Annotated in this window: 23 protein-coding genes; 11 read left to right on the top strand and 12 right to left on the bottom strand. The window is 40.7% G+C overall.

Going from position 1 to position 25,284, the window contains the following annotated elements:
* Positions 1–21 precede the first annotated feature (21 nt).
* Entirely contained in the window at positions 22–2,094 is a 2,073-nt protein-coding gene (gene glyS / locus Q4574_RS20090) for a glycine--tRNA ligase subunit beta (RefSeq protein ID WP_303477113.1), read from the bottom strand.
* Complete coding sequence (gene glyQ / locus Q4574_RS20085) at positions 2,087–3,016, bottom strand: glycine--tRNA ligase subunit alpha (RefSeq protein ID WP_303477111.1); 930 nt, start codon at positions 3,014–3,016, stop codon at positions 2,087–2,089. The genes glyS and glyQ overlap by 8 nt, the downstream gene beginning before the upstream one ends.
* A 150-nt stretch (positions 3,017–3,166) precedes the next feature.
* Here glyQ and Q4574_RS20080 point away from each other — a divergent pair, with 150 nt between their 5' ends.
* The gene (locus Q4574_RS20080; RefSeq protein WP_303477108.1) at positions 3,167–3,730 is read left to right on the top strand and encodes a DNA-3-methyladenine glycosylase I; all 564 of its coding nucleotides are present in this window, start codon (positions 3,167–3,169) and stop codon (positions 3,728–3,730) included.
* Between the two features lie 364 nt (positions 3,731–4,094).
* Here Q4574_RS20080 and Q4574_RS20075 read toward each other — a convergent pair whose 3' ends face one another.
* From Q4574_RS20075 to Q4574_RS20065, 3 genes are all read right to left on the bottom strand, one after another.
* The gene (locus Q4574_RS20075; protein WP_303477105.1) at positions 4,095–4,547 is read right to left on the bottom strand and encodes a DUF2489 domain-containing protein; all 453 of its coding nucleotides are present in this window, start codon (positions 4,545–4,547) and stop codon (positions 4,095–4,097) included.
* 11 nt (positions 4,548–4,558) lie between these two features.
* Positions 4,559–5,086, bottom strand: coding sequence for a Der GTPase-activating protein YihI (yihI, locus tag Q4574_RS20070; RefSeq protein ID WP_303477102.1), 528 nt, complete (start codon positions 5,084–5,086; stop codon positions 4,559–4,561).
* A 600-nt stretch (positions 5,087–5,686) separates the two neighbouring features.
* A complete protein-coding gene (locus tag Q4574_RS20065; RefSeq protein ID WP_303477099.1) occupies positions 5,687–6,316 on the bottom strand; it encodes a cytochrome c in 630 nt (209 codons plus the stop codon).
* 187 nt (positions 6,317–6,503) lie between these two features.
* On the opposite strand from Q4574_RS20065, the gene yihA reads away from it, so the two are divergent.
* A complete protein-coding gene (gene yihA, locus Q4574_RS20060) occupies positions 6,504–7,121 on the top strand; it encodes a ribosome biogenesis GTP-binding protein YihA/YsxC (protein ID WP_303477097.1) in 618 nt (205 codons plus the stop codon).
* A 519-nt stretch (positions 7,122–7,640) separates the two neighbouring features.
* Here the strand turns inward: yihA and polA are convergent.
* On the bottom strand, positions 7,641–10,421 hold the full coding sequence (gene polA / locus Q4574_RS20055) for a DNA polymerase I (protein ID WP_303477096.1): 2,781 nt from the start codon (positions 10,419–10,421) through the stop codon (positions 7,641–7,643).
* Between the two features lie 949 nt (positions 10,422–11,370).
* Between polA and Q4574_RS20050 the strand changes: the two genes are divergently transcribed.
* Positions 11,371–12,822, top strand: a complete 1,452-nt coding sequence (locus Q4574_RS20050; protein WP_303477172.1) for a TrkH family potassium uptake protein — start codon at positions 11,371–11,373, stop codon at positions 12,820–12,822.
* A 43-nt stretch (positions 12,823–12,865) separates the two neighbouring features.
* On the opposite strand, the gene Q4574_RS20045 is transcribed toward Q4574_RS20050, so the two are convergent.
* The 5 genes from Q4574_RS20045 to def form a co-directional block, all read right to left on the bottom strand.
* On the bottom strand, positions 12,866–13,402 hold the full coding sequence (locus tag Q4574_RS20045) for a DUF2780 domain-containing protein (RefSeq protein ID WP_303477094.1): 537 nt from the start codon (positions 13,400–13,402) through the stop codon (positions 12,866–12,868).
* Positions 13,403–13,506: 104 nt separating this feature from the next.
* A complete protein-coding gene (gene trkA / locus Q4574_RS20040) occupies positions 13,507–14,886 on the bottom strand; it encodes a Trk system potassium transporter TrkA (protein WP_303477091.1) in 1,380 nt (459 codons plus the stop codon).
* A gap of 22 nt (positions 14,887–14,908) precedes the next feature.
* Positions 14,909–16,222, bottom strand: coding sequence for a 16S rRNA (cytosine(967)-C(5))-methyltransferase RsmB (gene rsmB / locus Q4574_RS20035; RefSeq protein ID WP_303477170.1), 1,314 nt, complete (start codon positions 16,220–16,222; stop codon positions 14,909–14,911).
* A gap of 23 nt (positions 16,223–16,245) precedes the next feature.
* The gene (gene fmt, locus Q4574_RS20030; protein ID WP_303477089.1) at positions 16,246–17,211 is read right to left on the bottom strand and encodes a methionyl-tRNA formyltransferase; all 966 of its coding nucleotides are present in this window, start codon (positions 17,209–17,211) and stop codon (positions 16,246–16,248) included.
* 16 nt (positions 17,212–17,227) lie between these two features.
* Positions 17,228–17,740, bottom strand: a complete 513-nt coding sequence (def, locus tag Q4574_RS20025; RefSeq protein ID WP_303477087.1) for a peptide deformylase — start codon at positions 17,738–17,740, stop codon at positions 17,228–17,230.
* A 226-nt stretch (positions 17,741–17,966) separates the two neighbouring features.
* Here def and Q4574_RS20020 point away from each other — a divergent pair, with 226 nt between their 5' ends.
* From Q4574_RS20020 to Q4574_RS19985, 8 genes are all read left to right on the top strand, one after another.
* Positions 17,967–19,028: a LysM peptidoglycan-binding domain-containing protein gene (locus Q4574_RS20020; RefSeq protein WP_303477084.1), complete on the top strand. Its 1,062-nt coding sequence runs from the start codon at positions 17,967–17,969 to the stop codon at positions 19,026–19,028.
* A gap of 20 nt (positions 19,029–19,048) precedes the next feature.
* A complete protein-coding gene (gene dprA, locus Q4574_RS20015) occupies positions 19,049–20,218 on the top strand; it encodes a DNA-processing protein DprA (protein WP_303477082.1) in 1,170 nt (389 codons plus the stop codon).
* 1 nt (position 20,219) lies between these two features.
* Positions 20,220–20,696 carry a DUF494 family protein gene (locus Q4574_RS20010; RefSeq protein WP_303477080.1) on the top strand — a complete coding sequence of 159 codons (477 nt, stop codon included), beginning with the start codon at positions 20,220–20,222 and terminating at the stop codon, positions 20,694–20,696.
* A 64-nt stretch (positions 20,697–20,760) separates the two neighbouring features.
* Positions 20,761–21,330, top strand: coding sequence for a type I DNA topoisomerase (locus tag Q4574_RS20005; protein ID WP_303477079.1), 570 nt, complete (start codon positions 20,761–20,763; stop codon positions 21,328–21,330).
* A gap of 80 nt (positions 21,331–21,410) precedes the next feature.
* The gene (locus Q4574_RS20000) at positions 21,411–21,974 is read left to right on the top strand and encodes a Sua5/YciO/YrdC/YwlC family protein (protein WP_303477077.1); all 564 of its coding nucleotides are present in this window, start codon (positions 21,411–21,413) and stop codon (positions 21,972–21,974) included.
* Positions 21,975–21,976: 2 nt separating this feature from the next.
* Complete coding sequence (hemF, locus tag Q4574_RS19995; RefSeq protein WP_303477075.1) at positions 21,977–22,918, top strand: oxygen-dependent coproporphyrinogen oxidase; 942 nt, start codon at positions 21,977–21,979, stop codon at positions 22,916–22,918.
* Between the two features lie 3 nt (positions 22,919–22,921).
* Positions 22,922–23,752: a shikimate dehydrogenase gene (aroE, locus tag Q4574_RS19990; protein ID WP_303477072.1), complete on the top strand. Its 831-nt coding sequence runs from the start codon at positions 22,922–22,924 to the stop codon at positions 23,750–23,752.
* The gene (locus tag Q4574_RS19985; protein ID WP_303477069.1) at positions 23,749–23,997 is read left to right on the top strand and encodes a hypothetical protein; all 249 of its coding nucleotides are present in this window, start codon (positions 23,749–23,751) and stop codon (positions 23,995–23,997) included. The genes aroE and Q4574_RS19985 overlap by 4 nt, the downstream gene beginning before the upstream one ends.
* A gap of 37 nt (positions 23,998–24,034) precedes the next feature.
* Here Q4574_RS19985 and Q4574_RS19980 read toward each other — a convergent pair whose 3' ends face one another.
* On the bottom strand, positions 24,035–24,574 hold the full coding sequence (locus Q4574_RS19980; protein WP_303477066.1) for a gamma carbonic anhydrase family protein: 540 nt from the start codon (positions 24,572–24,574) through the stop codon (positions 24,035–24,037).
* Positions 24,575–25,284 lie beyond the last annotated feature (710 nt).

Here is a 25,284-nt window from a genome sequence, read left to right as displayed (position 1 = left end):
TTTTAAAACCTCGATACTGTTCTATTCGTGTCTTAATAAGGATATGTCAGCACACTTTAAGAACAACTGACGTAATTGCAATAGCAGTGCTAGACGATTATTTTTAATGGATTGATCGTCTGCCATAACCATTACATTATCAAAGAACGCGTCGATACTGCTTGCTAGTTGTGATAGAACCTGTAACACAGCTTCGTAATCACCCTTTGCAAGTAGCGGCGAAACTTCTTCTTGAATGCGGGCTATTTCATCGGCTAAGTGCTTCTCCTCGGCTTCGATTAACAAACTGCTATCCAGTTTGTATTCATCCGACACCTTATTCTTATCCAAAATATTCGCTACGCGTTTGTTTGCAGCAGCTAATGCTTGGGCACTAGGCAGCAACTTAAATTGCTTCACACCGTTGATGCGAGCATCGAAATCCGCTGGTGAAGTAGGGCGTCTAGAGAGTACTGCTTGTATGACATCAACTTCAATGCCTTGTTCCTGATACCAGGTTCTAAATCTTCCTAAAATAAAATCAACAACTTGTTCTTGGGACTCATCGTTACTCACTTTTTCTTTCAATAATAGGTAAGCATCAGCAACAAGATCAGCCAAATCAATGGGAAGCTTAAGCTCTACGGCAATTCTAAGTATACCAATGGCGGCACGTCTTAGGGCAAAGGGGTCTTTGTCACCTTTAGGTAATTGCCCTATTCCGAATATACCTACTAGGGTATCTAATTTATCGGCAAGAGCGACTGCACAACTGACTTTGGATTGGGGTAGGTCATCACCAGCAAAACGTGGCATATATTGCTCGTTTAGGGCGTTTGCTACCACTTCATCTTCGCCATCATGATTGGCGTAATGCATTCCCATAATACCTTGTACATCTGGGAACTCCATAACCATTTCAGTCATCAAATCGGTTTTTGATAATAAACCAGCGCGGGCTGCTTGGCTTTCATCAGCACCGATATGCTTGGCAATCTTTGCCGCTAATTCCGAAATTCTACGAGATTTATCTGCTAGGGTGCCTAATTGTTTTTGGAATAAAACCGTTTCCAAACTATCCAGTCGGCTTTCCAAAGTGCGCTTTTTATCAGTTTCAAAGAAAAAGCGTGCATCGGATAAACGTGGACGAATAACTTTCTCGTTGCCGTGGATAACCTGCGCTGGGTCTTTACTTTCAATGTTACTCACAAACAAAAATCGCGATTTAAGTTGGCCATTTTCGTCTAACATAGGGAAGTACTTTTGGTCGCCTTTCATGGTATAGATTAACGCTTCTTTGGGTACTTGTAAGAATTCATCTTCAAAATTGGCCACCAGCACAACTGGCCATTCAACCAAAGCTGTTACCTCATCCAATAAATCTTGTTCTAGCTCAACTACACCACTTTCTTTAGCCGCTGCTTCTTGAAGTTGCTGTTTGATGATATCCTGGCGCGTTTGATAATCGGCGATGACATAATGATTTTTCAATTGGCTTTGATAGTCATCAGCGTGAGTTAGCTCAAAACTGGGCTCGCCGTGAAATCTGTGTCCATTAATGGTTCTAGCAGACTCTAAACCTAAAACTGAGCCCGCAACCAGAGTATCGCCGTAAAGCATACACAGGGTATGTACAGGTCGTATAAACTGGATTTTCTTATCGCCCCAGCGCATGGCTTTAGGTATTGGCAATTTTTTCAGTGCCGTTGCCACTATATCTTCTAATAATGAAGACAGTGACTGTCCAGCGACGCTCGCTACGTGCAATAACCATTCACCTTTGTCAGTCTTTAAGCGTTGTGCCTGGTCAACACTAATGCCGTTTGAGCGCGCCCAACCTTCGGCAGCCTTTGTAGGGTTGCCTTGGTCATCAAATGCTGCGCTCACTGCAGGTCCGCGCTTTTCGACTTCTTTATCAAGCTGCTTTTCAGCCAGAGCGATAACTTTTACCGCTAAACGTCTTGGTGAAGCGAAGCTTTCAATCTCATCAAAACTTAAATCTGCTGCCTGTAGGCCTAATTTAATATTCTCACAAAAAGCCTGAGCTAGATTTTTTAGTGCTTTTGGAGGTAGCTCTTCTGTACCAAGTTCAACTAACAGATTGTCTTTACGCATTACCTTTATCTCCCTTGGTTACTTCGTCTTTACACATGGGGAAACCGAGTTTTTCTCGACTTTGGTAATAGGTCTCTGCAACGGCTTTGGCTAGCGTGCGCACGCGCAGTATGTAACGTTGACGTTCGGTTACGGAAATTGCATGACGTGCATCTAGCATATTGAATGCATGGGATGCTTTCATAACTTGCTCATAAGCTGGTAAGGGTAATCCGGCTTCTATCATTCGTTGGCTGTCCTTTTCGCATTGATCAAAGGTTCCAAATAAGGCTTTAACATCGGCATGTTCAAAATTATAGGCAGATTGTTCGACTTCATTTTGATGAAAAACATCACCATAAGTCACTTTACCCATAGGGCCATCTGTCCAGACTAGGTCGTAGATACTATCTACGCCTTGGATGTACATGGCTAGACGCTCTAAACCATAGGTAATTTCACCTGTTACTGGCGCGCATTCAAGTCCACCAACTTGTTGGAAATAAGTAAACTGCGTGACTTCCATACCGTTTAACCATATTTCCCAGCCTAGACCCCAAGCACCCAAAGTAGGGGATTCCCAGTTGTCTTCCACAAAGCGAATATCATGTACTAGAGGATCAAAACCTAACTCTCTAAGGGAGTCTAGATAAAGCTCTTGAATATTATCAGGGGATGGCTTTAGCATAACCTGGAACTGATAGTAGTGCTGCAGGCGATTGGGATTCTCACCATAACGGCCATCGGTAGGACGACGACAAGGTTGCACATAGGCACTGCTTATCGGCTCAGGTCCTAAAGACCTTAAAAATGTCATAGGGTGGAAGGTACCTGCACCCACTTCCATGTCTAATGGCTGGATAATTACGCAGCCTTGACGGGCCCAAAAATCCTGTAAAGCAAGGATGAGACCCTGAAACGTCTTTATGTCAAACTTTTGCATGAACAATCACTACATTAACGGTTACTAAAAAAATGCCCGCCAGTATACCTTTTGTCTTGCTTTGAATGTAGGCTAAATCAACGAATATTGTAATAAACATGCATGTTGAACCCAAGTTATCGAGAATTTTACCAAAAATAAGGAAAGAGAGTGGATTTAAAGCGCTGCAGTTGGGCGGGGAAAGACCCCATCTATCAAGAATACCACGATAAAGTATGGGGCATACCCGTATACGATCCCAAAGAATTGTTCGCTAAATTGTGCCTAGATGGGCAGCAAGCAGGGTTAAGCTGGATAACCATCCTTAAAAAACAACAAAACTACGAGGCTGCGTTTCATAATTTTGAACCGACTAAAATTGTTTTGATGGGTGATGAAGATGTTGAACGTTTAATGTTAAACAAAGGTATTGTCAGAAATCGTTTAAAAATAAAATCTATTATTAACAACGCTCATGCTTTCTTGAAAATGCAGGAAGAGGGCATTGAGTTCGCGGATTTTATTTGGAGCTTTGTGGATCATCGCGTGATAAAAAATCATTGGCGTAACCCTAATGAAGTGCCCACTTCAACTCCAGAGTCTGACCAAATGGCGAAAGCCTTAAAGAAAAAAGGTTTTAGTTTTGTTGGTACAACGATTTGCTATGCGTTCATGCAAGCCGTTGGACTGGTTAATGACCACACCACAGATTGTCATTGTTATAAACGGGTATAAGGTGGAATACAGAATATCGTTTATCTGGCCCTTATCTATCATTAAATTAAAACCCGTCCCACTTGAGATGTTTCAGCACTAAACCTGATTTACTTTACCATCAATTTTTGCTGGATGTTGTAACCAGACGATTCAATATGCGGGGAGTGATTCGGCGAAATGGTGGTTCGTTGAGCTCAGTCAAGTGTGGTTATTATAGGCTGAACTTTCAAAACCAATTACATGAAGCCACATGAACGCTATACACAGTATTTAAATTAGCTGTGCCAGTCATTTCCTTAAGGCTGCCCGATAGACTGATTGAAAACCTCCAAGGCTAGAGGGCAGAGTAGATTTCAACCACTTTACAGGCGTTTAACCTGAGCTAGTTAAAACTTAAAGACCGTATCATTACCATTTCTTTTAGAATGCCGGACTCAAGTTTTGCTTCTTGTTCTTCTCTGTTTTGGTCTTGTTGAGCTCTTATTTCTGCAGGTAAATCCTTACGCTGCTGATGGGTTGGTAATTCCCTAACCGCTAGAAAGAGGCTGTATAAATTAGGGTAATCTCGTTTGCAGTTCGGAGGTGACTCTACCGGCACACTATCTAACAAATTAACCAATCTAATGGCTCCTTCAGATAAGTTGCATTGCTGTTGTTCAACGGCCCAAGCGATAGTGTGAACACTTTCCATAATTCTGACCACGCGTTCTTGTCTGGCTTTTCGCTGTACCTGGTTCTGACGCTTTAACTGAAACAGTAATTTACCTGCATAAAAACTAAGTGCGCTAATGATCAAAATTGCTATTGCTATTAACGTGTACTCTAAAATCGACAAAAACTTATCTCCTACTTATATTCATCGATATTGATAGACTCAAAACGAGCAAAAGGATCGTCTTCATTGCTTTCCTCTTGACCAAGGTTGGCTTCAGATTCCAAGTTGATACCTAACAATTCACATAATTCTCTATGCCTTGCTAGTTTTTTCTCAACGTAACTTTTGTCTTCAGCCCTTAATGTTGCACCGCTATCCATTTGGTCGAGTAGATCATTTAAACGGTCGTTATTTTCCAGCTCTGCTAATTCTTGGGCAGGGGAGAAATATTTCGGCTTGCTTGGTTTCGGTTTCGATATGAATTCTTTTGGCTCTGCAATCAATGGAATCGGTTTTTTACTGCCAACTCTTGGATCATTTTGTTTAGGCTGCTGAGGAGTTTGTTTATTTAACTCCACCGCACTATGACGACTTCCTGATGGATTGCCTTTATGCTTTTTGGGTTTAGTGTTGTTCGGATCTTTCGGTTTCCGTGGCGCCCAACTTTCTTTTGGAACACCTATGCGTCCAACTTTACGTGATTTCTTTATTCTAGCCATAATTGATTGCCATATTAAATTAATTCGCTATTTTAACGCATTTTAAACCCAGTTATACAGATTTAATGTTCAGATAAATGCAGTCACTTGGATTGACTAACGAGATTAATGAATACGACCTTGAAAAGGTAGCATCAAAAGTAGATAACCGAGCTTAGAAAGAGACTAGACGTGAAGGCATAAAGAACTGATAGATAAGAAAAAAGGCAACAGAAGCCTGTTGCCTTTTAGATATAGAGTGTCGTATGACACTTCTCCCGTTACGTGTTCATCCTAAACCGTTATCGCTATCCTTGTCTTACACTTCACTTTTTATTTTTTTTCACGAAGCTTTTATATTGTTTTGGGTCTTCCTGACACTTTATAGTTAATCCATAATTTCCAAAATGGAACCTCAATGAACAGCTGTTTATTATTGTTATTAACTGTTCTAACTTCCCTGACAAATCTTATAAGATTTGCTTATCCTTCTTTTTATTTGTGAAAAAGAATACACCAAAAAATTAATTTTACAACTTATTTACATACAATAAACAAAAAAAGTGAACCTTTTGGTCTAAAGGTTCACTTTTCACTTTGTTCATTGCTTAACAGATTGATTTAGTGGAGGCCACCTAAGTACTGAGAAAGAGTCTCGATATCTTCATCAGTCAATTTAGCTGCGATATCTCGCATCATTCCGTTTAAGTCATTCGCTCGGGTCCCAGCTTTGAATTTTTCTAACTGAGATTTTAAGTAAGCCGCTTTTTGTCCGCTAATATCTGGAAATCCAGCTAGACCTAAGCCATTTCCTCTAGGGCCGTGACATGCGATACATGCTGTAATACCGCGATCTAAGTCACCACCACGATAAAGTTGACCGCCTTTTTCTACCACATCTTCAGGAGTGGTTCCTGGCTTTGCTTCCTGACTTGCTAAAAATGCTGCAAGATCTAACATTTCTTGCTCATTCAGTAGCGCTGCTTGCGAACTCATTACAGGGTCGTAGCGACCTTCTGCACCGGCGGTCTCTCCACCTAATTTTAATTCTCTGAGCTGCTTTGCAATATATTCAGCGTGTTGGCCGGCAATGGATGGATAAATATCCAATGGGCTATTTCCATCGGCACCATGACAGGCTATACAGCCTTTGCTTGTAACTAACCCTTCACCCGCTTGTGCGTCGCCCTTGGCAAAAACCGAAGCTGAAAAACCGACGGTCAAACACACCAACAAACCCAATCTTTTCATAGTGACTCTCAAAACATCTTATGCATTGGTTAATAGAATACCAGTATTTTACACATTTAACGGCGCGATAAAATCATTTCCCGAATAATTGTGTGGATATTTCAGTGTTTTAGCCTAATAAATGCAGTTAACTGGTATACTATGCCTGAAATACACCCCTAATTACAGTTTTCAAAAGAGAGTTAGAGTGAGTCATTACAGTCACGCCAAATTTATTACCAGTGCTCCAGATATCCGTCATCTAGAAAATGATGAGGGAGTTGAAATCGCTTTTGCTGGTCGCTCGAATGCTGGAAAATCCAGCGCATTGAATCGTCTTACACGTCAAAAAAACCTCGCCAGAACGAGTAAAACACCAGGTAGGACCCAGCTAATCAACGTATTTGAGATCGAAGAGGGGCGAAGATTAGTAGATTTGCCTGGTTATGGTTATGCAAAAGTGCCATTGGAAATGAAATTGAAATGGCAAAAATCTCTGGGGGAATATTTACAAGTGCGTAAAAGCCTAAAGGGGTTAGTGGTGTTAATGGATATCCGTCACCCATTCAAAGACTTAGACCAACAGTTAATTTATTGGGCAGTAGAGCGAGACTTGCCGGTGTTAGCACTATTAACCAAAGCGGATAAATTAAAATCGGGTAAACGCAAGGCTCAACTGCTAATGGCAAGGGAAGCCTCGATGGCTTTTTGTGGTGATGTAACTGTGCATGCTTTTTCTTCATTAAGTGGGTTAGGGCTAGATAACGTCGAAAGAGAGTTAGATAGATGGTTGGGCTATACAGATAATGAAGAGGTTATTGAATAATACCCCCCTACTTAAAGTTAAGCGTGATTTTTATTCCCTAGAAACTTTAATTTACCCTTATGAAATAAAAAAGCCCCTTCACAGGAAGGGGCATAGGATAGAGAGAAAACACATAAAAACCGTATATTCAGAGTCGCTAATTTCAATAAAGTTCATCTCTTAGCAATAAAAATTCATTTTTTTCGATATTATTCGATTTTACATTGCCAAAACTCGGCTACTCGACCCAAGTTTGACGACGTCATAAACGAAAAGTCTGGCTTATGAATTTACTTCGGGCGACGGGGTATATAAAAACGTTAGCGGGTTGGTGTGGACAAAAATGAACGGTTTTTCTTTTCAAAACGCATAAAAAAACCCCAGCAAATTGCTGGGGTCGAAAGCAAAGGTATATCTAACTTAAAATAAGTTAACCTCTGTACCCTACAAAGCTCATTCTAGCTATCGAATTGAAAAAATCAAATTTTTTCGTAATATTATTACAAAAATAGCAAAGGAACGTATCGGATATTTAGTTTTTTAATGAGCTTCATCCCAGTTTTTACCTTCTCCAGCCTCTACTATCAAAGGGACTGAGAGGTTGCATGCATTTTCCATTAGAGAAATAATGGATTCGGTATATTCTTTAATTTTTTGTTCTTTTATTTCAAAAACCAGTTCATCATGAACTTGCATGATCATTTGAACATCATCATTTTTCAGGCTTTCTATCCAATCATCTACCTTTAACATGGCCATTTTAATGATATCTGCAGCGGTGCCTTGCATGGGCGCATTGATTGCTGCCCGTTCTGCACCTTGACGTCTCATACCGTTACTAGCATTGATGTCTGGCAGATACAAACGGCGGCCAAATACAGTAGAAACATAGCCATCTTCTTTTGCGGCGACACGAGTTTGTTCCATATATTTTAGTACGCCAGGGTATCGCTCAAAGTACAAGTTCATGTATTTCTGGGCATCTTGCCTTGGAATATTTAACTGTTTGGCTAAGCCAAATGCCGACATGCCATAAATTAACCCGAAATTAATTGCTTTAGCGCTGCGCCTTTGGTCAGTTGTTACCTTTTCCAATTCAACACCAAATACTTCTGCTGCAGTGGCTTTATGCACATCTTTACCAGAAGAAAAGGCTTCCAATAGCCCCTTATCTTCTGAAAGGTGAGCCATTATTCGTAATTCAATTTGAGAATAATCGGCGGCAACTACTTTGTAGCCTTTCCTTGCAATAAAGGCTTGCCTAACTTTTCTACCTTCTTCCGTTCTAATTGGAATGTTTTGTAAATTCGGTTCAGTGGATGATAATCGTCCTGTGGCCGCAATTGCTTGATGATAACTAGTATGAACTCTGCCAGTTCTAGGGTTTATCATTTTCGGCAGTTTATCCGTGTAGGTATTCTTGAGTTTTGTTAACCCTCTATATTCCATTATTAATTTTGGAACGGGGTAGTTTAACGCGAGCTCTTGCAAGACTTCTTCGGCCGTTGATGGAGCGCCTTTGGGGGTTTTTTTCAAAACAGGTAAGTCTAGTTTTTTAAATAAAATTTCTTGTAATTGTTTGGTTGAGCCCAGATTAAACTCTTCGCCAGCCATTTCATGGACTTCTTTTTCTAGTTGGATTATCCGCGATGCAAGATTTTGGCTTTGTTGTAATAGTGTTTGACTGTCTATTAAAACGCCTCTTTGTTCCATCTTCGATAACACCGATGCTAATGGCACTTCAATATTGAGCAATACGTTTTTAAGGGATTCGTGTTCGCACAACTTTGGCCATAATTCTTGGTGCAAACGCAAGGTGATATCTGCGTCTTCTGCGGCATATGGGGAAGCTTGCTCTAAGGGAATTTGATTAAAGGTTAATTGCTTGGCACCTTTACCGGCAATTTCCTCGAAACTAATAGTGTTATGTTCTAGGTAGTATTTTGATAGGCTGTCCATGTCGTGACGCGAAGCAACACTATTGAGAACGTATGACTCTAACATGGTGTCGAATTGAATACCGCGCAATTCAATATCATAGTTTGCCAGTACATTTTTGTCATACTTAAGGTGCTGACCAACCTTCTTGTGGGATTCGCTTTCCAACAAAGGTTTGAATTTTTCTAACACCATGGCGCGATCAAGTTGCTCGGGCGCATCTGCATAATCATGTGCCAACGGTAAATAAGCGGCTTCGCCTTCTTTAATCGAGAAAGACATGCCAACCAGTTCTGCTTGCATGTAGTTCAAGCTCGTAGTTTCGGTATCAAAAGCGAACAATTCCGCCTGTTCCAAGCGAACTAGCCATTCGTCTAATTCGGCTTCCGTAAGAATTGTAATGTAGGCTGTTTCTGTTACTTTTGGCGGCGTAGTAACATCAGTTTCATCTATTTTTGCGGTGTTGTTTTTCGTTTTACTGGCAGAGCTGAGAATACTGCGGCCATCAGTTGCTTCGGCCAACCAGCGCTTAAATTCATACTCTTTGAACAATTCTACGAGTTCTTCATGAACGGGTGGAGTAGGGCTTAGCTCGGTTGGTCCAAACTCAAGTTTCACATCAAGCTTAATGGTCGCTAGTTCGTATGACAATCGTGCTTGTGTTTCGAATTCTCGCATTTTATCGGCCATTTTTTTGGCCCCTCTGAATTCGAGGTCGGCAATTTTATCTAGGTTTTTATAGATTTCGTCAATGCTGCCAATACCTTGTAATAGACCCAAAGCGCTCTTATCACCAACACCTGGCACCCCTGGAATATTATCGACTTTGTCTCCCTTAAGGGCTAAGAAGTCGATGATTAAATTTGCGGGTATACCAAATTTTTCAATAACTCCTTGTGTATCCATTATGTGATTATTCATGGTATTGATCAAAGTGACATGCTCATTAACCAGTTGCGCCATATCTTTATCGCCGGTACTGATTAAGGTAGGAATTCCTTGCTCAGTCGCTTGTTGTGCGAGTGTCCCTATGACGTCGTCGGCTTCGACCCCATCTTCTACAATCAAGGGTAACCCCATTGCTTTGATGATTGCATGTAAAGGTGCAATCTGACTTCTAAGTTCATCGGGCATGGGAGGACGGTTAGCTTTGTATTCAGGATAAATATCATCTCTAAAGGTTTTGCCTTTAGCATCAAAAATAACGGCCATGTGGGTGGGAGAGTACTGTTGTATTAGACTACGAAGCATGTTTACTACGCCGTAAATCGCTCCCGTGTCCTGCCCCTTAGAATTGGTTAACGGAGGCATACCGTGGAAGGCTCTAAATAGATAGGATGAGCCGTCTACTAGGATAAAGGGATTATTTGGAACTGAAGCCATAGAAGATCCATATTGATTAAGCTGGAAAAGGCGTCAGAATGCCACATAAACTGCGAATCATCTACCTTCAAAGTTGTGGATAACTTTGTAGACAAAAAGTTTCAGGCAGCACTGCGCGCATCAAAAATAAATCTTTTTAATGTTCTCAAAGCCTTACAGGCTGTACTTTTCGTTATTAGGAAGAGAGAATATCCTTTAACTTATTTTTTTTATTATCTTGTGGATAACATTTTAAACTAGACGTTTATACTAGATTTTGACTTAGCTTGTCGTCCCAACTTTGTCTAGCAGTTCTACCATTCTAAAACTAATAGAATTATAAAACCGAACTGCTCATCTAAGTTCCATTTATCTTGGCAAATCGACAGATTCTGATTAGCTGAAAATCGAGCAGGGCAGTAATGTACCACATTAAAAATATTAATGAAGGCTCAGGCTTAAACTATTTTTGAATCAAAACACAGTGGTTAAAATACCCATTTGCATAAGCCATATAAATAAAGGGCTGTAGGTTAGATAATATACAAATGAAAGCGTATTCATTAAGCGAAAAAATTTTAACTTATAGGTTGTTTGTTGGTGCTTACTTACTTTTCGATTTCTTTAATCATAACGAGTTCCATATTGCAATTGATGGAACTAACACGAAGAAAAAACTTTATTAAACGGATTGCAATTCCCTTTGCCTCATGGTTAAACGGCTAACGAAAAAGCATTTTTTATTGTGGATAAAAAGCCGCGAATTGTACACGTTAAGAAAAAACAAGATTTTAAACCTAGATTATTTGCAATTAGTACTTTAGATTTGAGCCTTGAGCCTTTGCAGATAATAATTGCATAAAATAAAAACCTTAAAAGATACAAGATTCCGTCTTGTTAGAGATGCAACTAATATGAACCTAAACTCCCCATGGGAACAGCAACGACTAAATAGGCTGTACTCCCAATGATGCAATACCGCACTATCATTCGTATTTTGGGGTTGTTGGTTGCATTATTTAGCTCAACAATGTTGTTTCCTGCAATAATCTCATTGATATTTGAAGACGGCAGTGGTTTACCCTTCATTCTGGCTTTCTTTTTGATCTTGTTTACCGGTTTAGCCATTTGGTATCCAAACCGACGTCACCGAAATGATTTGCGCGCTAAAGAAGGGTTTCTAATAGTTGTTTTATTTTGGGTGGTGTTAGCAAGCTTTGGTGCATTTCCATTTTTGTTACTTGATCAACCCAGAATGACGGTAACTGATGCTTTTTTTGAATCCTTCTCGGCTCTCACCACTACGGGGGCAACTGTAATCGAAGGTATCGAGTACCTTCCCAAATCGGTACAGTTTTACCGCCAACAACTACAATGGTTGGGGGGCATGGGGATTATTGTTTTAGCCGTTGCTATCCTGCCTATTTTAGGCGTAGGTGGTATGCAGTTGTACCGTGCCGAAACCCCGGGTCCGGTCAAAGATTCTAAAATGACTCCGCGGATCGCAGATACAGCAAAACACCTATGGTATATCTACCTTACGCTTACGGTTACCTGCTCAATTGCTTATTGGGCTGCTGGCATGGATTGGTTTGACGCGGTCTGCCATTCATTTTCGACCATCGCTATTGGTGGATTTTCCACTTATGACGCTAGCATAGGGCACTTTAATAGCCCAGTAATTAACCTTATTTGCGTCGTGTTTTTGTGGATAGCGGCATTAAATTTTGCGCTGCATTATGCTGCGGCGAGTGGACGAACCTTACGAGGTTATATTTACGATCCAGAATTTAAAGCGTTCTTTTTTATTCAATTTGTATTGATTTTGATTTGCTTTTTAGTGTTGGTAAATCATCAGATTTTTGGCAGCGCAGAAACTGCTTTTAATCAGGCAATATTTCAAGCCGTGTCTATTAGCACCACGGCTGGGTTTGTTACTACGGACTTTTCCAGTTGGCCAGTCTTCCTGCCAATACTATTAATCTTCGCCAGCTTTATTGGTGGCTGCGCGGGTTCTACGGGTGGCGGGTTAAAGGTAATTCGGGTATTTCTTCTTTACTTGCAAGGTAAACGAGAAGTAGAGCGGCTTATCCACCCTAAAGCGGTATACTCAGTTAAGTTAGGCGATCGTCTCATGCCTGAGCGAGTTGTAGAAGCGGTATGGGGCTTCTTTTCGGCATATGCCATGATATTTGTGGTGATTATGATTGGCTTGATAGCGACAGGTATGGACAATTTAACCGCGTTTTCAGCGACGGCGGCAACACTTAATAATTTAGGTCCTGGTTTGGGCACGGTAGCAGGTACTTTCGCCGATGTCTCAGATTCTGGGAAATGGTTGTTAATTGTGGCGATGCTGTTTGGGCGTCTTGAAGTCTTTTCGTTGTTAGTGCTATTTTCTCCAACATTTTGGCGCAGCTAAGATAGCTGCGCCTGTGCTATAGAGGTTTGTCTTTATAAAATACTTAGTTTAGTAACCCTTGAAAACCTTGCATAAGCAGATCTTTCGCTTGTTTGCCTTCTTCTGTGTCTAAATAGCTTTTGGCTTGTTCTACATATTGCATAATCATTTCGGGGTTAAGGCCCAATGCTTCAAATTGTTTTTTCACTTCGTTAATGGCTTTAACTGAGTCACTGTATTCAGATGCTTTGTCTAAGAGTGAACCTAAACCATCAGTGCTTTTGAGTTCACTGACATCAGGTGCAGCATTAATGAGTTCATTAATGCCTGGCAAGGTTTCTGATAGTTGGTTAAATTTGTCTGCGCTTAAATTGCCTTTAACGTAATTGAACAGCGAGCCCAGGCCACCTTCAGCTTGTGACGGATCAACGTTTAAGTTTTCAATTAAACTGCCCACCATCGCACTTGATGTAGGGGTATTTTCTTCAGCTTCTTCACTGAAGCCAAACATGCTTTTTAATGAATCAAACCAGCCTTCGGCATGGGATTGGGCTGAAAAAGTCAATGTAGCAACAGTAAGTAGAATAGCGATATGTTTCATTTTTTGTCTCTGTAAAAAGTTGAAGATTAATCAACGGGTTTAACTGCAATAGTGCTGTAATTTAGCATATTTTACGCTATTGCGAATATACAACTTTTGTTTAACTAGCCTAAAAAGAAAGCACTTGGTTGGAATAGTTTTTCAACGTCTGAAATGAATTTTTTATCAACTAAAAATAAAATAACGTGATCATTTGCTTCAATTGATGTGGTGCTATGGGCAATGATTACTTCATCCTGACGCACTATTGCACCTATGGTTGTTCCCGGTGGTAACTTTATGTCCCTAATATTTTTGCCAATAACTTTTGAGGTACTCTGGTCACCATGGGCGATGGCTTCTATGGCTTCCGCCGCGCCTCTGCGCAATGAATAAACATTGACGATATCGCCACGTCGAATATGAGTGAGTAGGGCAGAAATCGTGGCTTGCTGAGGAGAAAAGGCAATATCAATTTCGCCGCCTTGTACCAAATCAACATAGGCGCTTCTCTGGATTAGAACCATTGCTTTTTGTGCGCCCAGTCGTTTGGCTAACATGGCCGACATAATGTTTGCTTCATCGTCATTGGTGACAGCAATGAAAGCGTCAACTTGCCGCACATTTTCTTCGGTTAATAATTCATGGTCGGATGCATCGCCACAAAAAACGATGGTTTTATCTAAATGTGCTGATAGGTATTTGGCTCGTTCTTGAGAATATTCAATTAACTTGACGTTATGATTGTGCTCTAAGCGCTTTGCCAGTCCTGCTCCTATCAGGCCACCACCTGCAATCATAATTCGTTTGTAGCTAGATTCGAGTTTCTGAAGTTCGCTCATCACCGCTCTAATATGTTTAGTTGCAGCAATAAAAAACACTTCGTCATCGGCTTCTATTACCGTTGAAGCTAAGGGTCTTATGGGCCTGCCGCGTCGATAAATAGCTGCTACTCGTGTCTCAACATTGGGCATATGATCGCGCAAAGTTGACAACGCATGACCAACTAACAGACCACCATAATAGGCTTTTACTGCCACTAGGCTGGCTTTTCCATCTGCAAATTCTACAACCTGCAATGCGCCTGGATAATCAATTAAGCGTTTAATGGCTTTGGTAACTAACTGTTCTGGTGCGATTAAGTGATCGACAGGAATATCTTGATGATGAAACAGTTTGTCTTGATGAATAATATATTGTTCCGAGCGTACTCGAGCGATTTTAGTCGGTGTATTAAACAAGGAGTGGGCAACCTGACAGGCCATCATGTTACTTTCATCACTATTAGTCACAGCAATCAGCATATCAGCGTCTTCGGCACCGGCTTTTTCTAAAATATCTGGATGAGAACCCACCCCGTGTACCACTCTCAGATCTAGCCGGTCTTGTAACGACCGCAAAGTATCTAAATCTGAATCGATAATGGTAATTTCGTTCTTCTCACCAACCAAGTTCTCGGCTAATGTGCCTCCTACTTGACCCGCGCCTAGTATTATAATTTTCATGATGTGTTAAATTCGAAACAATTTATGTTGCATTAGAGGACTTTAGCAGCCTCGCATAATAGAAACCATCCATTTGTTTTTCGCCGGGAAGAATTTGCCTGCCCGGTGGCGAGATTTTGTCATGTTCACTTAATTTGCTAAGAGTCGCATCCCCATTGTTGTTTAAAAACTCAGTAATTTGTAGATGATTCTCTTCAGGTAAAATCGAGCAGGTTGCATAAACTAATGTTCCGCCTGGCTTTAATAATTGCCACATGGTTGCGAGTATTTGTTTTTGTAAATCAACTAGCGCTTCTATATCCGCGTTTTTACGAAGCCATTTAATATCTGGGTGACGCCTTATTACTCCGGTTGCGGAACAGGGGGCATCAAGTAAAATACGGTCGAACAATTGTCCATCCCACCAACTGCTTGTATCCAGGGCGTCTGCAGCTACCAATTCTGCATCTAAATTTAATCGAGTTAAATTTTCTCGCACTCTATCCAATCGCGAATCATCAATATCGAGAGCTATACACTTCTGTAAGTTTGGCTGACGTTCCAGAATGTGGCAGGTTTTACCACCAGGCGCTGCACAACAATCTAATACTAAATCATTCTCCTGAGTGTCTAAATAACCAGCAGCCAATTGGGCTGCTCCATCTTGAACTGCAAATAAACCTTGTTGATAACCGGGCAGCTGAGTGATGTCTTGCCCTTTGCTGAGAATAAGACCATCGAGGTGTTCTTCGCTTTGACTATATTCAACCCCTTGTTCATCTAACCGCTTTTTAAACGATTCGACATTGGTTTGTCGGGTATTTATCCGCAACCAAATTGGCGGCTTTTGCTGCATTGATACACAGAGTTCCTCAAGTTGCTCGGGATAAGCCACTTGAAGTCGTTTGAATAGCCATTTGGGCAAGCCAGAACTTACTTGTGGATCATTAATAGTTTGTTGGGCTAATTCTTGTCGTATAAAGTTACGTAGTAATGCGTTGATCAAACCTTTAAGTGGCTCTACTTTAAGTTGTCGAGCGGCGGCCACGGTTTCAGAAACTGCCGCGTGAGTCGACACTCGGGTGAACGCCAGTTGGTAAAAGCCCAACATAATCAGGTGTTCAGCTACTTTGTATTTGTTTTTAAGGGGTTTATCTAATAGTTGTCTTAACCAGCTCTGCAATACAGGAAGTTGGCGCAATACGCCAAATACCATCTCTTGCAACCAAGCTTTATCTTTATCTGAATATAATTCTTGAATTTTTGGCAGGGACTCGCGTGAAGACTGACCATTTTCTAATATTTGATAAAGTACCTTAGCGGCATCAGCGCGCAAGGTTTTACTGGTTTTTTTCATTCGTTGTTTATCAGAAGAAGAATTCACGGAAGGGATTGACCCGTAACGAACCAATTTTTTCTTGCATTGATTAAGTCTGTTACCAGCATCGGTTTTTTACCGGGTATTTGTAATTTGGTGAGCAATAAATTGTTTTCTCCAGTGGCTACTTCAATGCCTTTTTTGCTAACTGAAATAATTTTCCCTGGCGATTCGGAGTTTGTGGTTCCAGTATCAACAATACTAGCCTCCCAAAGTTTGATTGCAATAGCTTGTTCGTTCCCCTCTGGGGTTAGCTCGAAGTAAGCTACCGGCCAAGGATTGAAAGCTCGAACGTTACGTTCGATTTGCTCCGCAGACATTGTCCAATCAATAAGAGCTTCTTGTTTACTTAGTTTCTGCGCGTAATTTGCAAGTGTGTCGTCTTGAATTTCCGGTTTAGTAGACTCAATGCTATCTAAGCATTCTAGTAATGCATCCGGGCCGATTTCTGCTAATTTACTATATAAACTGGCACTGGTATCGGTTATTTCTATGGGAATCGCTTTTTTAAGCAACATTGCTCCTGTGTCTAACCCTTTATCCATTTGCATGATAGTGACGCCCGTTTGCTCGTCACCCGCCCAAATGGCGCGTTGGATAGGGGCTGCACCGCGCCAACGGGGTAATAAAGAACCGTGAACATTTAGGCAGCCTAATCGAGGGGTATCTAAAACGACTTGCGGCAGTATCAAACCATAGGCTACAACGATCATAATATCAGGATTAAGTTCAGCTAATTGTTGCTGTGCTTCAGGGGTTTTTAATGATAGCGGTTGTTCAACATGAATGTCGTGTTCCAGCGCTAATTGCTTAACTGCACTGGCTTGTAGCTTTTTCCCCCGTCCCGCAGGGCGATCTGGTTGACTGTATACTGCGATAATATTATGTTCAGATTCAATCAGTGCTTGTAGATGTTGTGCTGCAAAGTCCGGTGTACCGGCAAACACGATATTCAATTTTTTGCTCAATGTATCACTCCAGACATTAAGATGCTCGGGCGGCGAGGCGCGCTTCTTTCTCTAGTTTACTGCGGATACGTTTGCGCTTGAGGGGAGACAGGTAATCCACAAATAACTTGCCTTTCAGGTGATCGAGTTCATGTTGTATACAGATAGCTAATAAGCCGTCTGCTTCCAATGTGAATTCTTTTCCTTCAGCATCGAGCGCTTTAACAATAACATGTTCTGCACGTTCTACTTTTGCGTAATTGTTAGGAACAGATAGACAGCCTTCTTCACTGATAGCTTCACCATCCATTTCTATAATTTCTGGATTAATAAATACGCGAGGCGTATTTTGGTCTTCAGAAATGTCCATAACAACAACACGTTTATGCACATTTACCTGGGTTGCAGCAAGTCCAATACCATTTTCTTCGCGCATGGTTTCGAACATGTCTTCAACTAACTTTGTAATTTCTCCGTCGACTTTCTCTACAGGCTTAGCGACTGTTCTGAGCCTTTCGTCGGGAAATTTTAATACATTTAAAATGGCCATCTTGATCTTCAGCTACACTATACTTTGGTGAATTAAGGTACATTTTTTGTAAAACTGTACCCAGGGTCAGTATTAATTACTATACGGTTCAATAAAATACACTATTGAATCATTTAAGGCGCTATTCTAGCCTAAAAAGAATGAAAGTTCGATCAAGCAAATCAGTGTTTAGGTCGATACTTAACAACAAGGTTCGCTGCATTATGAGGTTGGTATGGGCAAAAGATTGAGTAAACTTCTGGTAATTCTATTGTTTTTACCATTGGCGACAATTGCAGACGTAATTAATATTAAACAAACTGCTCCACAAGTTTATGTGGTTAAAAAAGGGGATACCCTTTGGGACATCTCCAATATGTACTTAAGCAAGCCTTGGTTGTGGCCAGAGTTATGGCGCAATAATGTACATATTAATAACCCCCATTTAATCTATCCTGGAGACGAACTAAGGCTAAGATATAACGATCAAGGTGAACCTATTTTGGATCTCGTTCGCGATGATCCTAAGCCGCAAATCAAGCTCTCGCCTGAGGGACTCAAAGAATTAAAATCAGTCCATCCAATTAATGTTTTGCCTTGGACGATTATTCAACCCTATATCGAAAGTAGTACTATTATGGAAGAAGACGAGTACGAACAGCTTCCATATTTGTTAGGTAACCAAGATGGCAATACGGCATTTGCGTCTGGAGACTTAGTGTTAAGTAAAGCCGACTCCGATACCCCTGAACAATACAATGTGGTGAGAAAACAAAATGAACTCCGTGACCAATATGGCAACCTACTGGGGTTTCAAATTCGTCATGTTGCAGATGCAACCCCATTAGAAAGTGAAGTGGCTGGCCAACATCTAGTTACTGTAGAAGATGCAAATTTCGAAGCTCGACGAGGAGACAAGTTACTTCCTCGCGCACGAATGCAAGTTGGTAGTATGAAGTTAAAGGCTGCAACCAGGCAAAAAGGGCAAATAATAAGTAGTTTAGAACAGCATAAGTTGCTGGGTAAATATGATGTGGTGATTCTTGATTTAGGGCGCCGTAAGGTAAAACCAGGGACGGTGTTAGGTGTGTATGTTCAAGGGCCTAATATTCAAGTAAGCAGTAATCCCAAGTACGATGGTGAAAGTAATTTTGTTGATAACCTTTTTGATGGAAGTGATGAGTTGCAACAACCTGCAATAAAAGTCGGGGAGGTTGTGGTGTTCAAAGTATTCCAAAAAGCAAGTTATGCATTGGTTACCCGTTCCACTAAAATTATTCGTGAAGGAGCAATAGTCGCGAAACCATAAAATAATTCAAAGGACAGCTCATGGCACAGGAAGTGCGTCAAAGTGAACAAAAAAAGCATACTCAATTAACAGGGCCACACAATCCCGAAGAAGCACTACGTTGTTGGTTGGCTTTGGACCAGATTCCTCATTTTGGTATGGGGAAGTTAAAAAAGTTTCAGAGCGTCTACAAATTACCAGCTCATTCTTTGCTGGCGTATTCATCCTCTCAACTCACTGAATTGGGTTTTAATGCTGCACAAGCAAAGGCTATTAGCTCTCCCGACTGGCGAGCAATTGATAGAGAGCTCAATTGGCTTGCAGCAGATCCCTGGCGATTTGCTGTTCATCCTAATCACCCTGATTATCCAAAATTGTTGGCTGAAACTCCTCGTCCCCCTTTCGTACTTTTTGGTTGGGGAAACAAAAAGCTACTCGATTCTAATCAGGTTGCTATGGTGGGAAGCCGCAATCCGAGTCACTATGGCAAAGGTTGTGGATTTGATTTTGCCCAAGGGCTCGCGCAACAAGGGTTTACTGTAACCAGTGGCTTGGCGATGGGGATTGATACCTGCGCGCATCAAGGGGCATTGAGCGTTGGCGGCAATACTTTGGCAGTGTTAGGAAGTGGGATAGATAACCTTTACCCTAAACGAAATGTTCGCCTAGCAGAAGAAATCGTTGAGAATCGAGGGTTGATTTTGTCGGAGTTTAGGGCGAATACTAAACCTACGCCCCATAACTTTCCCCGCAGAAATCGGATCGTCAGTGGACTATCTCTGGGTGTATTGGTTATCGAAGCTGCTATTCGCAGCGGCTCTCTCATTACTGCAAAATATGCTATTGAACAAAACCGTGACGTTTTTGCTATACCCGGTAATATAAATAACCCGCTCAGTGAGGGTGCTCATTTATTGATCAAAGAAGGCGCTAAACTCGTATCAAGCATAGAAGACATTATAGAGGAGTTTCAGAACCTTAATTCTTGTGTTCTAAAGGATTATTCGAAAAACAGCAAAAAAAGTCCAATTGAAAGCTTGGCAACCGACAAATTGTTAGATAGTGTAGACTATGACGTTACTGCGTTAGACGTCGTTGTACAACGTAGCGATATGCCGATTAAAGTCGTATTGGCGCAATTATTAGAATATGAGTTGCGTGGTTTAGTAGCCTCTGTATCTGGGGGCTACATCAAATTGAGGGGTAAATAATATGTTCGATATCCTCATGTATCTGTTTGAAAATTTCATTCATAGCGAAACTGAAATTCGTGTTGATCAAGATGAATTGACAGACGAACTTGTGCGCGCTGGATTTCATCATGATGAAATCTATAAAGCGTTGTCGTGGTTAGAAAAGTTAGCTGCTTTGCAAGAAACGGACATTAATCCGTATTTTGTGAAGTCTGGTGGAGCTTTAGTCAACCGCATTTATACGCAAGAAGAAGAAATGCGTTTGGATGTGCAATGCCGTGGTTTCTTGATGTTTCTAGAGCAAATTAATGTTTTAGACTCAGTAACAAGAGAAATGGTTGTTGATAGAGTGATGGAGATAGATTCTAAAGAATTTTGTCTCGAAGATCTGAAGTGGGTTGTGCTCATGGTGCTGTTTAATGTGCCTGGTAAAGAAAATGCCTATGCACAAATGGAAGATCTTTTATTTGAAGAGCCAGAAGGCCCCTTGCATTAAATTTCAGGTAGTCAAATTTGTGGCGATAGGCCACTGCGAAGAGAAGCAAATGGCATGATCAATTATGTCTAAAATCGATCACACTCTTTTTGCCGCTCATGAACACGCACTCGATGGAGACTTTGGTGTGTGTCCAGACTGCGGCGCAAAACTTCAAATTAAACGAGGTAAAAACGGCGCTTTTCTGGGGTGTAGTCAGTACCCATCCTGTGATTTTGCCAAACCCTTACATGACAACAGTACCGTCGAACTCAAACAAATTGATGGATCTGAATGTCCTGAATGTGGCTTAACGTTAGCGATTAAAAAAGGCCGATTTGGTTTATTTATTGGTTGTACCGGATATCCCGATTGCCACCATATCGAAGCTGTCAAACAGCAAAAGGACATCCACATCGCCTGTCCATCGTGTAAAACAGGCAAACTAATCAAACGTACGAATAAATATGGTAAAAGTTTTTATGCCTGTGATGGCTACCCAAAGTGTAAATATATTTTAAATTCGCAGCCTGTAGATAAAGCCTGTCCTAAATGTCATTGGTCGGTATTAATAGAAAAGAAAGGGGATGGTAAGGTTTATTACCAATGTCCGCAAAAAGAATGTGGTACTAAGGTTGCAGCTGAAAGCAATTAACTTCATTTCTATCTGACGACTTTCTTCATTACCCCATTTGCATTACACTCCACGTCTCAATTTTAAGTATTCCTAATCAAATGGACATAAGTCAAAACCCACACTATTTTAATCAACAATTTTTGGGCGGCGCTATTTTTGCGTATCCCACTGAAGCCGTTTTTGGCTTAGGTTGTGACCCAACTAATGAAGCTGCTGTAATGAAGTTGTTGGCGCTAAAAAATAGGCCTATGGAAAAAGGTCTGATTTTAATTGCCAGTAATAAACAGCAACTAGCTAAATTTGTAAACTTTTCTGCAATTGAGCCTATGATACTTTCTGAAGTCGATGATTCTTGGCCAGGACCAAACACTTGGTTGCTGCCTAAAAAGTCAGGAACACCTGATTTTATTACGGGTGGTTCAGATTTAGTTGCGGTTCGGGTAAGTGACCATCCTTTGGTGAATAAAATGTGTGAACTAGTCGACAGTGCAATCGTCTCAACAAGTGCTAATTTAAATGGTGAGCAGCCGGCTAAAACAAGTGAACAAGTTTACGGGCAATTTGGCAAAACATTTTTGTGTTTAGATGGAGCTTTAGGTAATCAAAAGAATCCGAGTCAAATTCGCAATGGCATAACCGGTGAAACCGTAAGAGCAAGTTAAATATGAACTCAGTTAGTACTCCCGACATAGATTTGGTAAAGCAATTTTTACTAAAATTACAAGACGATATTTGTCATACACTGGAGTTGGTGGATGGCAAAAAGCAGTTTAAACAGGATAATTGGCAGCGTGAAGAGGGTGGTGGTGGTCGCACTCGAGTGTTAACCAATGGCCATGTCATTGAGCAGGGAGGGGTTAACTTTTCCCACGTGTTCGGCACTCAATTACCCGATTCCGCTACTGCAGCCAGACCTGAATTAGTTGGTCGTAGTTTCCAAGCAATGGGTGTGTCCCTAGTCATTCACCCCAAAAATCCGTACGTTCCCACCTCTCACGCTAACGTTCGATTCTTTTTAGCCGAGAAAGAAGGGGAAGATCCGGTTTGGTGGTTTGGTGGTGGTTTTGACTTAACCCCTTTTTATCCTTATATGGAAGATGTACAACATTGGCATAGTGTTGCCAAGCAAGCATGCCTGCCATTCGGCGAAGGTATGTATGAAAAGTATAAAGACTGGTGTGACAAATATTTTTATATTAAACACCGTGATGAAACTAGAGGGGTTGGTGGTCTGTTTTTCGATGATCTTAACGAGTTAGGATTTGAGCAATCGTTTGAATTTATGAAATCCATTGGTAATGGTTTTCTAGATGCCTATATCCCAATCGTTGAGCGACGCAAAGAGACCTCCTATTCGGAACGTGAAAGAGAATTTCAATTATATCGTCGCGGCCGCTATGTTGAATTTAATTTGGTATATGACCGAGGGACGTTGTTTGGTCTGCAAACTGGTGGAAGAACAGAATCGATTTTGATGTCCATGCCTCCTTTAGCGCGCTGGGAATATAACTTTCAAGCAAAATCAAATACACCAGAAGCTCGACTGACTGAAGAATTTTTGAAACCAAGAGATTGGCTAAATGAGCAGGACAAAGGGAAATTATAGATTTTGAATATCGATAAATATGCTGTGTTTGGTAATCCTATAGAGCAAAGTCGTTCGCCACTTATTCATCAAACATTTGCAAAACAACGACAGGAAACCATTGATTACCAAAAGATTTTAGGTCAAAAAGGTAATTTTTCAGCCAACCTAGATGAATTTTTCGCCGATCCCAATGCCAAGGGTTGTAATATAACTAGTCCGTTTAAACAGGATGGCGTTAAATGGGTTACCGAGCTTTCTCCCGCAGCGGTGAAAGCGGGTGCTATCAATACTATTATTCGTTTGGATGAAAACCGCTTTAGAGGCGAAACTACTGACGGACCAGGTTTGGTGTTAGATTTAAAACATCAGAATTTCAATTTTGAGAATGCGAGAATTTTATTGATTGGTGTTGGTGGCGCGGCAAGGGGAGTGATTCTTCCCATATTAGAACAAGGCGTTAAAGATATTACGATTGTAAATCGTACTAAACAGAAAGCCACTGAACTCGCTAATTGGTTCGCCAATGATCAGGTTTGCGCTGCAGATTTTGCTGAAGTAAATGCCAGCTTGTCACAACCTTTTGACTTAATCGTGAACTGCACCTCGGCGAGTTTAAGCGGCCAAGTCCCCGATATATCTGAGTATGTCTTATCTAGAGCAAATATGGTCTACGATATGGTTTACCTTTCTGAACCAACAGTTTTTGTACAACTAGCTAAAACCTTAGGTGTTGCCAATACCAGTGACGGGTTAGGTATGCTGATTGGTCAGGCTGCCCATAGTTTCAAATTGTGGCGCGGCTACATGCCAGACATCGAACCTGTAATGCAACAGATAAGACGTATGTTATGAATCAGGCTATTCAAATAATTGATGGTTTTGAATATGACCTGCAATATGAAGGGCTCAAAATTCTCGCTATCAATAGCGGGGCGCTAATTAATTGTTATATTACTGAAGTGAATCAAGATGAAGCGGAAGGGTTTTATGCTCTTCATCAATTTGATGCTGAAGAGCATTTGAGTTCTTTAATTGAGCAAGAACGTTTTAATCATAATGGCGATATTGTGCTTTCTAAATCTGAGCTGCTTGGATAGACACTATTACAATCAACAGTAACTTAAAGGTAGACCTTTATACTTCTGCTAAATATTCGTCTTTAGTGACTAAGTAGTTGTCAGCCGATATTTTTAAGAATGCTAACTCTGAATCATTAAGTTTTCGTGCTTGCTTTGCTGGACTGCCAACATATAAATAACCGCTTTCAAGGGTTTTATTCGGTGGGACTAAACAACCGGCTCCTACAAATACATCGTCTTCAACTACTACGCCATCCATTATAATTGCACCCATACCAACTAATATACGGTTTCCCAATGTACAACCATGGAGCATGCATTTGTGACCAATAGTTACATCGTCACCAATAATCAACGGATATCCCTGTGGATTATTAACACTAGAGCGAGTGACATGTAGTACGGTACCATCTTGAACATTTGTTCTGTTACCTATTCGGATAGTATTTACATCTCCTCTAGCAGCAACTAATGGCCATATACTGACCTCATCTCCACAAATTACATCACCCACTATGATACTGGAATTATCTACATAACATTTATTTCCGAATTGTGGAGTTGTGCCTTTAAAGGACGAAATGGGTTTTTGCATGTTTTGCTACCTTTATGAACTGCTCTTCTTTAATAAACAATACTACCATTGTTTTTCAAAATCGACTTTTAGGTGTTTTTACATAACTTTGTTCGAAAGGCTTTATTTCCTTAAAGCTCAATAAATAATGTAAACACAGGTGAAAGTTACAGAGCTTTCCAAATTAGATTCTTATTGAATCTTTGATATTAATGTTTGGCGTTGTCTAGATAATAAGTAGTGTAGGAACTAAAAAACAAAGCATGATTTGAAAGCCCTTGGTTTTAAGTCATTTAAATAAGGTCATTCAGTAAGGCATACTAGTAGAAAGTAATGGACAACATACGAATGCTTTCTAGCTACTAATATAAGTGGCTCTTTCTTACATCTTATTTATTGTTTATTTATCCCGCAAAAGTGCCATATTTGGCGTAAAAACCAGCAATCAAACGGATTTTTCAATTTATTTTAAAATAGCGCTTGATCTTCCGATTATGGTCTGTAGAATGCGCGCCTCGCTTCGGGACAAACTTTAAAGAATGTCTCTTCTTAATCACCTTTATAAGGAAGTTAAGAGCACGCCGTAAGGCAAGTGTGGAGCGGGATGGAGACAATTTAGCGATTTGAAATAAATTCAAAAAAACTAAATAAAAATGTTGACATCAAATAACGGAAGTGTAGAATACGCCTCCCGCTTGAGAGAGACCTAACGGACTCACTAAGCAGACAAG

It is taken from the genome of Aliiglaciecola sp. 3_MG-2023 (assembly GCF_030548205.1).
Classification (GTDB): Bacteria; Pseudomonadota; Gammaproteobacteria; order Enterobacterales; family Alteromonadaceae; genus Aliiglaciecola.
The sequence above is the reverse complement of the archived record's forward strand: the minus strand, read 5'-3'. Positions and strand labels throughout refer to the sequence as shown.